The 9575-nt window shown below is 40.4% G+C and carries 8 protein-coding genes; 2 read left to right on the forward strand and 6 right to left on the reverse strand.

Annotation, left to right across the window (positions count from 1 at the left end; translation table 11 throughout):
- Positions 1 to 420 precede the first annotated feature (420 nt).
- Both BW139_RS17790 and BW139_RS17795 read left to right on the forward strand, forming a co-directional pair.
- Complete coding sequence (locus BW139_RS17790) at positions 421 to 1692, forward strand: O-acetylhomoserine aminocarboxypropyltransferase/cysteine synthase family protein (protein ID WP_076920542.1); 1272 nt, start codon at positions 421 to 423, stop codon at positions 1690 to 1692.
- 68 nt (positions 1693 to 1760) lie between these two features.
- Positions 1761 to 2420 carry an NADPH-dependent FMN reductase gene (locus BW139_RS17795; RefSeq protein ID WP_076920543.1) on the forward strand — a complete coding sequence of 220 codons (660 nt, stop codon included), beginning with the start codon at positions 1761 to 1763 and terminating at the stop codon, positions 2418 to 2420.
- Between the two features lie 17 nt (positions 2421 to 2437).
- Here the strand turns inward: BW139_RS17795 and BW139_RS17800 are convergent, their stop codons facing one another.
- From BW139_RS17800 to BW139_RS17825, 6 genes are all read right to left on the reverse strand, one after another.
- Positions 2438 to 2626, reverse strand: coding sequence for a DUF1289 domain-containing protein (locus BW139_RS17800; protein WP_076920544.1), 189 nt, complete (start codon positions 2624 to 2626; stop codon positions 2438 to 2440).
- A gap of 14 nt (positions 2627 to 2640) precedes the next feature.
- The gene (locus tag BW139_RS17805) at positions 2641 to 3156 is read right to left on the reverse strand and encodes a hypothetical protein (RefSeq protein ID WP_076920545.1); all 516 of its coding nucleotides are present in this window, start codon (positions 3154 to 3156) and stop codon (positions 2641 to 2643) included.
- A 141-nt stretch (positions 3157 to 3297) separates the two neighbouring features.
- The gene (gene hisIE, locus BW139_RS17810; RefSeq protein WP_008112594.1) at positions 3298 to 3912 is read right to left on the reverse strand and encodes a bifunctional phosphoribosyl-AMP cyclohydrolase/phosphoribosyl-ATP diphosphatase HisIE; all 615 of its coding nucleotides are present in this window, start codon (positions 3910 to 3912) and stop codon (positions 3298 to 3300) included.
- Complete coding sequence (gene hisF, locus BW139_RS17815) at positions 3903 to 4682, reverse strand: imidazole glycerol phosphate synthase subunit HisF (RefSeq protein WP_055012039.1); 780 nt, start codon at positions 4680 to 4682, stop codon at positions 3903 to 3905. The genes hisIE and hisF overlap by 10 nt, the downstream gene beginning before the upstream one ends.
- Before the next feature lie 487 nt (positions 4683 to 5169).
- A complete protein-coding gene (locus BW139_RS17820; protein WP_076920546.1) occupies positions 5170 to 8229 on the reverse strand; it encodes an efflux RND transporter permease subunit in 3060 nt (1019 codons plus the stop codon).
- A gap of 10 nt (positions 8230 to 8239) precedes the next feature.
- Entirely contained in the window at positions 8240 to 9310 is a 1071-nt protein-coding gene (locus BW139_RS17825; protein WP_076920547.1) for an efflux RND transporter periplasmic adaptor subunit, read from the reverse strand.
- Positions 9311 to 9575: the final 265 nt, after the last annotated feature.

Here is a 9575-nt window from a genome sequence, read left to right on the forward strand (position 1 = left end):
CAGTTTTGACTTGTTCAATGAGTGTATTCATGACTTACCTCCAAGTTATGGGATAACCCCAAGGTAAGTGTGGCTCAAATGATAAGAATAGGATCTCCGCGTAGCGGCTTAGTTCAACAATTTAATAGTGCGCTCATCGCGCATATTCATACCAGCGCTGCGATCATTTTCTTTTACATATAGTTTTTACAAATTACCTAACATATTACTATCACTAAGTTTTTATTGTGTTTAATAAATACTTAGAGGAGTAATATGCGCGCTTGGCTCATTTTCTTGAATATATGAGCGACAGTAGTTTGAACACTTAGCTAGATATAGCGTTAAATCTATTTCCTTCAATATTCTTTAGTATATTTCATGTGCATTTTGTAACCATTAAATGCTAGGTTAGATGTAACTATATTGAAGGAATAAATTATGAAACTTGAGTCTTTAGCGTTGCACCATGGTTATGAATCTGAAGCCACCACTAAATCGGCGGCGGTGCCAATTTATAACACCTCTTCGTACACCTTTGATAATACCCAGCATGGCGCTGATTTATTTGATTTAAAAGTGCCGGGTAATATTTATACCCGCATAATGAACCCGACCAATGCGGTACTTGAGCAGCGTATTGCCGCGATGGAAGGCGGCATTGGTGCGTTGGCTGTAGCCTCGGGTATGGCGGCGATTACCTATGCGATTCAATGTTTATGTGAAGTGGGTACTAATATTGTAAGCACTAGCCAAGTGTATGGCGGTACTTATAACTTATTTGCTCACAGCTTGCCGCGCCAAGGTATAGAAGCGCGAATGATTAAAGCCGATGATTTTGACGGCTTTGAAAACGCCATTGATAAAAACACCCGTGCGGTTTTTTGCGAATCAATTGGTAACCCTGCAGGGAATATTGTCGATATTGCTCGCCTTGCGAAAATTGCCCACAGTAAAGGAGTACCTTTAATTGTAGATAACACTGTGGCTACACCGTATTTATGCCGGCCATTTGAGTTAGGTGCCGATATTGTGGTGCACTCACTCACTAAATATATTAACGGCCATGGAACCGCGATTGGCGGTATGATTGTTGATTCGGGCAAGTTTGACTGGAAAGCCAATGCCACCCGTTTTGCTATGATGAATGAGCCTGATCCGTCGTACCATAATGTAGTGTATACCGATGCGTTTGCTGAGGCGGCGTTTATTGGTCGTTGCCGTGTTGTACCACTTAGAAATACCGGTGCGGCGCTTGCGCCTAAAAACGCATCAGATATTTTAATTGGCCTTGAAACGTTAGGGCTAAGAATGGATCGTCACTGCGAAAACGCGCAAAAAATTGCTGAATATTTAGAGAGCCACCCTAAGGTGCTTTGGGTTAATTACGCGGGATTAAAATCAAGCCCGTATAACGAAATGAGCCAAAAAATTACCAATGGTAAGGCGTCAGGTATTTTAAGTTTTGGTATTGCCGGTGGCCTAGAAGCTGGTACGCGCTTTATTGATGCCCTGAACATGATTTTACGTTTGGTTAATATTGGTGATGCTAAATCGCTGGCGTGTCATCCAGCATCTACTACGCACCGCCAACTAAATGATGAAGAACTGGCTAATGCTGGTGTTAGCCGCGATTTAATTCGTTTATCGGTGGGTATTGAAAACATTGACGATATTATTGCCGATGTAAGCCAAGCACTCGATAAAGCTTAAACCGTACGGTAAATACCTCAAGCTTTTTTGAGGTATTTATTTTTGTAATCAAAAAGGAGTGCCGTTATATGAAGTTATTAATTTTTCTCGGTTCGGTTAGAAAAAGTACCCCACCTAAGCCTGCGCGTTTAGGGGAAAGGGTAGCAAAAGCATGTGAGCGTTGTTTACTTGAGCATTACTCTGAGCATGAAATAGAGCTTATTGATCCGCTCGATTACGATTTAGACTCAGTGTTTAAACCGCACTTTGCCTATTCGCAGGCTGAGGTACCTAAACAGCTTGATGATTTAGCGGCAAAAATTAAAGCCAGCGATGGCTTTGTTATGGTGAGCCCTGAATATAATCATTCTATGAGCCCAGCACTCGCTAATTTGCTAAACCACTTTGGTAGTTCTTTATTTGGCTATAAACCTAGCGCGATTGTTACCTATTCTGCAGGACAATGGGGCGGCGTACGCGCTGCTGTTGGCATGCGCAGCTTTTTGAGTGAACTGGGCTGTTTGCCGGTATCAGCAATGATCCATGTACCAAAAGCGCAAGACGTATTTATTGAAAGTGGTGAAGCAAACAATGCGGCAGAGCAAACAGCGTGGGATAGCTATTTTTCGCGCACCTTTAATCAATTAATGTGGTGGGCTGAGGGCGCAAGCAAACAACGTGAAGCGTTAGATCCTAAGCAATTAAGCAAAGATTTTAAGCGTGACCCATCACAACGTAATGCGCCTTAACGGTTGATAAATTTAAGCTAGTCTTTTTTGGTGTCTTCGCGAGGGGAGGTCAATATTGCTTGCTTTTGTTCGTCGGTTAAAATAATCCAGTCGAATATTTCGTCGGTAGTGCGCCCGCACCCAGTGCAGTAGCCATTCATTCTATAACATTCACCAATACAGTCTGTTTTTAAATGAGTGGATTGTTTACTGGGTGTTTGGCGCATACATTCTCTCGTCATTATTTAGTGGCGACGGGCTTTCCTACTTCTAAAGAGGTCGACCAAGTTTTAATTTTTGATAACGTTTTGCTGGTATAAACAGAAATAACCGGTGACTTGTCATCAAGTACAAAGGTAGTTCGCAGCGACGTTTCTGACTCTTTTTGCGTTTCTAACCAGTTATTTGTTTTAGTTAAACACTGGCGAGTGAGTTCAACCGCTTGTTGATGCATAGCAACGGCTTGTTGTTGATCTGTGTAGCTTTCTTGGCAACGGTAGGTCACAGTTTGCTTGTTAAAGCTAGTCACTTGGCAGTTATCGCCAAACACGTTGTACTTTGCACTCCACACATCTAAATAAGGTGTTTTTACTTTAGTATCTTTTAACGCTTCAAAGCGATTATCGTATTCGGTTATTAAGCCATCCATTTTTTCACAGGGCGTTAAGCTGTCTAATTTGGCTTTTTGTTCGCTGGTTAAACTGCTACAGCCAGATAAAACAAGACCCGTGAGTATAAGCGTTAGATAAGTTTTCATAGTGCGCTATCCTTTTGTAATTGCTATCAAGGATACCTAAGGGAGAGAATAAATGCTATTGAGAGGCTGAATTAAAAAGAAAAATTATGGCTTTTTATAACGATGTGCGCCAAATAATGGCGCACACAGTAATCGTTGAGTTTACTTATGACGACCTTGAAGGCAAGCAACAACATCAGTCAGTTCTAACCCTTGGCGCTGTAATAATACAACAAGGTGATATAACAAATCAGCTGACTCGTTAGTAAGCTCATTGTTGTCGTGTTTCATTGCCGCAAGCGCCACTTCCACACCTTCTTCACCTACTTTTTGACAGCTACGGCTTAAGTCTTCTGCAAACAGTGACGCGGTGTAGCTTTTAGCTGGATCATCATTTTTACGAGCAACAATGACATCTTCAAGTTGCGCTAAAAAGCTTAAGCTTGGTTTTGCAGCATCACCAAAACAGCTTTGTGTGCCTAAATGACAGGTTGGGCCTTCTGGGTTTGCAAGTACAAGTATAGAGTCGTAATCGCAATCGGTATGCACCGATACCACGTTTAAAAAGTTTTCTGATGACTCGCCTTTGGTCCATAAACGCGATTTAGAGCGCGAATAAAAAGTCACTTTATTACTTTCAAGTGTTACTTTAAGCGCTTCGCTGTTCATAAAGCCTTGCATTAAAATTACACCAGAGCGGGCATCTTGAACAATGGCAGGGATCATCTCGCTTTTAGCGAAATCAACTTGAGTTTGGTTTTCTAAGGTTACTTGCATAGTCTTGCTGCCACTTGGTTATCGATTAAAAATTGTTTTAGTTCGCCGATGTTGATCACGTTTTTGTGAAAAACACTGGCTGCGAGTGCACCATCTACTTGGCTTTGTTGAAATACATCAACAAAATCTTGCATGCTGCCTGCACCACCAGAGGCGATTAAAGGAATATCACACAGCTGGCGTATTTTGCTTAGTTGCTCGTTGTCGTAACCGTTGCGAACACCATCTTGGTTCATACAATTTAAAACGATTTCGCCCGCACCTAAGTCTTGTACGCGTTTAACCCATTCTTCGGTTTTATAACGGGTGCGGCTTGACGCATTAGGATCGCCAGTAAGCTGATAAACTAGATATTCACCTGTTGTTTCATCAAAAAAGCTGTCAATGCCAACAACCACACACTGCTTGCCAAACTCATCATGTAGCTCTTTAATTAGCTCTGGACGCGCAATTGCAGGGCTATTAATACTGATTTTATCTGCGCCACGTTCAAGTACGCGAGCAGCATCGGCTACCGACTTAATACCACCGGCTACACAAAATGGAATATCGATATGGCGGGCAATGTTTTCAACCCAATTAACATCGAGTAAGCGTTTTTCAACGCTTGCACTGATCTCGTAAAATACCAGCTCATCGGCGCCCGCTTCACTGTAAGCTTTTGCAAGGGTAAGTACATCGCCAACCACTTCGTGGCCCTTAAATTTAACCCCTTTAACGACCTGTCCATCTTTTACATCTAAACAAGGAATTATACGTTTTGATAACATGAGAATGCCTCGTTTTTAAAATTTTGATTTGAAAAAAAGCTGTTTTTACATTTATTATTTGTATGACTAAATAGAAGACACATAGACTGCACTTGATATGTTATTTATTTGATAAATTTGAATAGTTAATTTAATGAATGAATCTTAAAGCATTACTATGCAATGAATTCTTAACCCCACTATATAATAAAACTCCGACTATGTTAATCGCTAAAGCTAGAACTTAAAGTGATAATTAATGCCTTAACAAAGTATCCACTGCAAATCTAATTTAAATTTATAAAATACTAAAGTTAAGATGTTTCTTTGGAAAAATAACAACCGTTTTTGAGCGAGTTTTTAGCATCATAAAAGGTTTGAAAAGGCGTGTAGTATATGCAGTTTTTTTAAAAGTTGAATAGTGGTTAATTATATGAACTATTCTGTTCAAAGCTTATAAAGTGGCCATGACTTACCTATTAAGCATGGCCATATTTTTTGTTGGCGTTTAATTAGTTGCCTGTTCGTCTTGTTTAACATTCATAAAAATAGCGTACAGCACAGGTATTACGATTAAAGTCAGCAGGGTAGCAAACAGTAATCCAAATACTAAAACCACGGACATTGATTGGAAAAATGCATCAAAATACAAGGGAATAACCCCTAGTACAGTGGTCAGTGTGCCCATCATTACAGGTCTTACCCGACTATTTGCCGAGTCTATAATGGCATTATAAGCGGGCTTTCCTTGGCGAATTTCCATATCCATTTGATCTACCAATACAATGGCATTTTTAATCAACAAACCAGAGAGCGAAAGTAACCCTAATATACCCATAAACTCTAGTGGTATTTGTGTGGTTACCAGCCCAAACACAACACCAATTAAGGCTAATGGCACAACAAGCCAAATAATAATTGGTTGTTTTAAAGCGTTAAATAACACAATAACAATCAGTACCATGGCTAAAAAGCCCAGTGGAATAGTTGAGGCCAGCATTTCATTAGACTCTTTCGATTGTCCGTATTCGCCATCCCATTCAAGTCGATACCCTTGAGGAAGGTCAATGGCCTCTATTTTAGGTTTAACGCGATTAAATAACTCTGAGGCTAGTTCACCCGGCAGTGGATCGGCTTGAGCTTTTATGGTCCATTCGCGGTCTTCGCGTTTCAAAATACCATCGCGCCAGACGGTTTTAAACCCATTGGTTACTTGCGCTAATGGCAATGTTTCACCAGTGATATTGCTTTGCACTTGAATGTTGCCAATATCGTTTATGTCGACACGTTCCGATTGTGGTGCTCTAACAATAATAGGAATGAGCTCTTCACCTTCACGATACTGTCCAACAACTTGCCCCGAAAAATTTTGCTGTAAGGCTTCAGCAACCGCTTTACGCGTTACACCAGCGCGCTGCGCATTAATGGCAGAATACTGTGGCTCAATAACACTAATGCGTTGTCGCCATGTATCTTTAATTGATAGAGCGCCGCCATCATCAATTAATATTCCTTTTGCTTGTGCAGCTAGCTCTCTTAATACATCTGGGTCGGGCCCTTTAAATGTGGCTTCTATTTTAGAGCCCCCACCAGGGCCCATTACAAAGCGCCATGCTTTGCCTTGAGCATCGACAAAGTTATCGTCAATGTAATTTTGTACGGTAGGTAAAAGTTGATCTAGCTTTTTGTAGTCATCGACTTTAGCTAAAATTTGCCCATAAGAACTATTTGGTGACTCACTACCATAAATAAGCATGTAGCGAAGCCCGCCGCCACCAATAAGCGTTTGTATACCTTCAACGCCATTTTGTTGCTTTACAAATTCCTCTAACTTGAGCATATCTTTTTTGGTTTTTTCAATATCGGTACCTTGTGGTAGCCAAAAATCAACCACCATTTGCGGTGTAGTAGAAGCTGGGAAAAAACCTGATTTTACAAATTGAAATCCCCACATAGACACACTAAAAGTGGCAACCACAATGGCAATACTAAGCCAGCGGTGATGCAATGCCGAAACCACAACAGACTGATATAACGCCATGAGTTTATTTGGTTTTGCTGAGCCTGAGGTGTCGCTATCTTGCTCTTTAAACAAGCAATAACAAAATAAGGGGGTTAGGGTAATGGCAAATAACCAGCTGTATAATAGAGAAATTAAAATAACCCAGAATAAATGGCCGGTAAATTCAGCGGTATCACCTGGGGCAAGACCAATAGGCGCAAAGGCAACAATGCCTACCAAGGTACCACCCAGTAGTGGCCATTTAGTTTGCTTGACGACTTCGCTAGCAATTTCTAACTTTTTACGGCCTTTTTGTGTACCAACTAAAATCCCTTCGGTCACAACTATGGCGTTATCAACCATCATTCCTAACGCGATAATCAGCGCACCAAGAGAAATTCGATGCATGGGTATACCGCTCAAATCCATGGTTGCAAGGGTCGCAAAAATGGTTAGTAGTAATACGGCGCCAATAATAATTCCTGAGCGCAAACCCATAAATAGCAGCAGGGTAACCATTACGATCACCAGTGCGACTAAAACATTCACTACAAAGTTGTCGACTGAATCTTGTACTACTTTACCTTGGTGGTAAAACTCATGCACTGTGATACCCAGCGGCCTGAGGTTTTCAGTTTGTTTTACTTTGTCATCAACGCGGTCAAATACTTTAACCACATTAGCACCCAATACACTGGCGACCCCAAGTGAAATTGCAGGTTTAGAGTTATAACGGACTAACTTGGTTGCTGGACTTTGAAAGCCACGGTATACATTGGCAATATCTTTAAGATAAATTGTTTTACCTTCACCGCTGGCACTAACCAATAGATTTTTAATGGTATCAACGGAGTTTATTTCTCCTGTAGGGTCGATAAAAATACGTTGATCGCCAATTTGAGTGTTACCAGCGCTCAATACAGCGTTTTGCTCATCTAAAATGCCGTAAATATTATTAATAGACACGCCTAAAGAGGCTAACTCTTCACGAGCTATTTCTACAAATATGCCTTCTTGCTGCACGCCTGTCATAGCAACTTTGGCTACGCCCTCTACTTGTAAAATGTCACTTTGCAAATCTTTAGCGTAGGCATGTAACTCGTCGGGTGAGTATCCTTCGGCGGTTATTAAATAGCTCAAGCCATACACATCACCAAAATCGTCATAAACTTGTGGCGTGCCAGTACCAGGCGGTAATGTTGGACGTGTGTCATTTATTTTGTTTCTGAGCTTAGTCCAAATAACTTGCAACTCAGATTTAGTCGGAGAAAACTCTGATTTAATCTCTACTTTAATTTCAGATAAACCTGTAGATGAGGTGGATGATATAGTATCAACTTCTTGTAGTTCTTGAATTGCACGTTCAAGCGGCTCAGTTACTTCTTTTGCAACTTCTAGCGGGCTTGCTCCTGAGTACGAGACAAACACTTGCGCGGTGCGAATTATAAATTCGGGGTCTTCAAACCGCGCCATATTTTTATAGGATGAAAAACCAAACCCTAGCGTTAAAATAATGAGTATGGTGCTAATTAATTTATTATTGATTGTCCATTTTGCTAAATCCATTACCGCGCTCCTATGCTTTAGTCCAAGGACGTACTTTCATCCCCTCAGTTACATAGTTTGCACCTGCACCAACAATTACATCGCCAGCACTTAAACCGTCAGTGACAATGAGTTGTTCTCCAATGCCATTTTCAATAGTAACGGGAGTTTTAGAAGCTTGCATAGTTTGATCGTCAACCGTCCATACAAAGTGTTCACCATTTTGTTCAAAAATAGCAAAGGTTGGCACTAATAAACGAGTGGATGCTGAGCTGGCTTCACGTGTAAGTTTTAAACTGGCATTCATACCTGGCAATATATTAAGGTTATTTGGTACAGCAAATGCAAATCGCACTTCATAGGTTTGACTCGCAGAGTCAGCTTCTAAATTGGCACGTCTAAATGTTGCTGGAATGGGGGGAGTCGATACATCTTGTAAAATAACTGACGCTACATTGTTTTGCTTAGAGTCAACCGTGGCCACAATTGAAGCGGGAATATTTACCACCGCTTCCATTTCGCCTTTACCAAATAAAGTAACAACATGTTGACCCGCGCTTATGTTTTCAAGCTGCTTTACTGGCACCTCAGCAACAATGGCATCGTAAGGCGCTATAATTTTACTGTCAGATAGTGCTTTTTGCGCCGAGTCATACTGTGATTCTGCTACTTCTTTTTTAGATTTTAGTTGCTCTATATCTCGTTGTGAAATAACCCCATCTTTAGCGAGCTTTAAACCACGTTGGTAATCATTGTTGGCGGTTTCAAACTGTACTTTGCTCGACTTAACCTCATTAATAAAGTTTCGTTGTTCCAATACGGCTATTACATCGCCTTTTTTTACGTTTTGTGCGGCAATAACGTTGAGCTCTTGTAGCTTTCCGCTAACCTGAAAAGCCAGTTTTGAGCTATTTATAGTGTCGATAGTGGCGGGGTAGGTGAGCGTTTTTGATTGCGACTCATCACCTAGGGTTATAAGTTTCACTGGACGCGGTTTATTTTGTTTTTGTGTGGTGACTTCGCTTTCTGAGCAACCGGCTAATAAAAGCAAAAACGTAATACTAATTAAATTAAATTTAGTAAAACAAGGTGTTTTGATCATCTGGCTTACCTTAAATAAAAAGTGCGTTGTTAATTGTTGGCATTTTTAATCTGTAAAAAATTATAAAATAGCCCATTGAGTTTATTTTCGAGTGTATCTGAAATGCAATTTATTAAGCTATAACTACTTAATAGTTGAGAGTAAGAAATGCTTACCAAGTAATTAATAAATAACATTTTAATTTCAACTGTTTATTATTGCTGTACGGTTTTGTTTTAATTTGTATGATTTTGTAGAAAGTTACCAAAGTGCAACTTAATACTGG

It is taken from the genome of Pseudoalteromonas sp. SK18 (genome assembly GCF_001974855.1).
GTDB lineage: Bacteria > Pseudomonadota > Gammaproteobacteria > Enterobacterales > Alteromonadaceae > Pseudoalteromonas.

Bases quoted from the DNA above. Each gene is read 5' to 3' on its own strand.
- BW139_RS17790 (WP_076920542.1), top strand. From the start codon at position 421: ATGAAACTTGAGTCTTTAGCGTTGCACCATGGTTATGAATCTGAAGCC.
- BW139_RS17795 (WP_076920543.1), top strand. From the start codon at position 1,761: ATGAAGTTATTAATTTTTCTCGGTTCGGTTAGAAAAAGTACCCCACCT.
- BW139_RS17800 (WP_076920544.1), bottom strand. From the start codon at position 2,626: ATGCGCCAAACACCCAGTAAACAATCCACTCATTTAAAAACAGACTGT.
- BW139_RS17805 (WP_076920545.1), bottom strand. From the start codon at position 3,156: ATGAAAACTTATCTAACGCTTATACTCACGGGTCTTGTTTTATCTGGC.
- hisIE (WP_008112594.1), bottom strand. From the start codon at position 3,912: ATGCAAGTAACCTTAGAAAACCAAACTCAAGTTGATTTCGCTAAAAGC.
- hisF (WP_055012039.1), bottom strand. From the start codon at position 4,682: ATGTTATCAAAACGTATAATTCCTTGTTTAGATGTAAAAGATGGACAG.
- BW139_RS17820 (WP_076920546.1), bottom strand. From the start codon at position 8,229: ATGGATTTAGCAAAATGGACAATCAATAATAAATTAATTAGCACCATA.
- BW139_RS17825 (WP_076920547.1), bottom strand. From the start codon at position 9,310: ATGATCAAAACACCTTGTTTTACTAAATTTAATTTAATTAGTATTACG.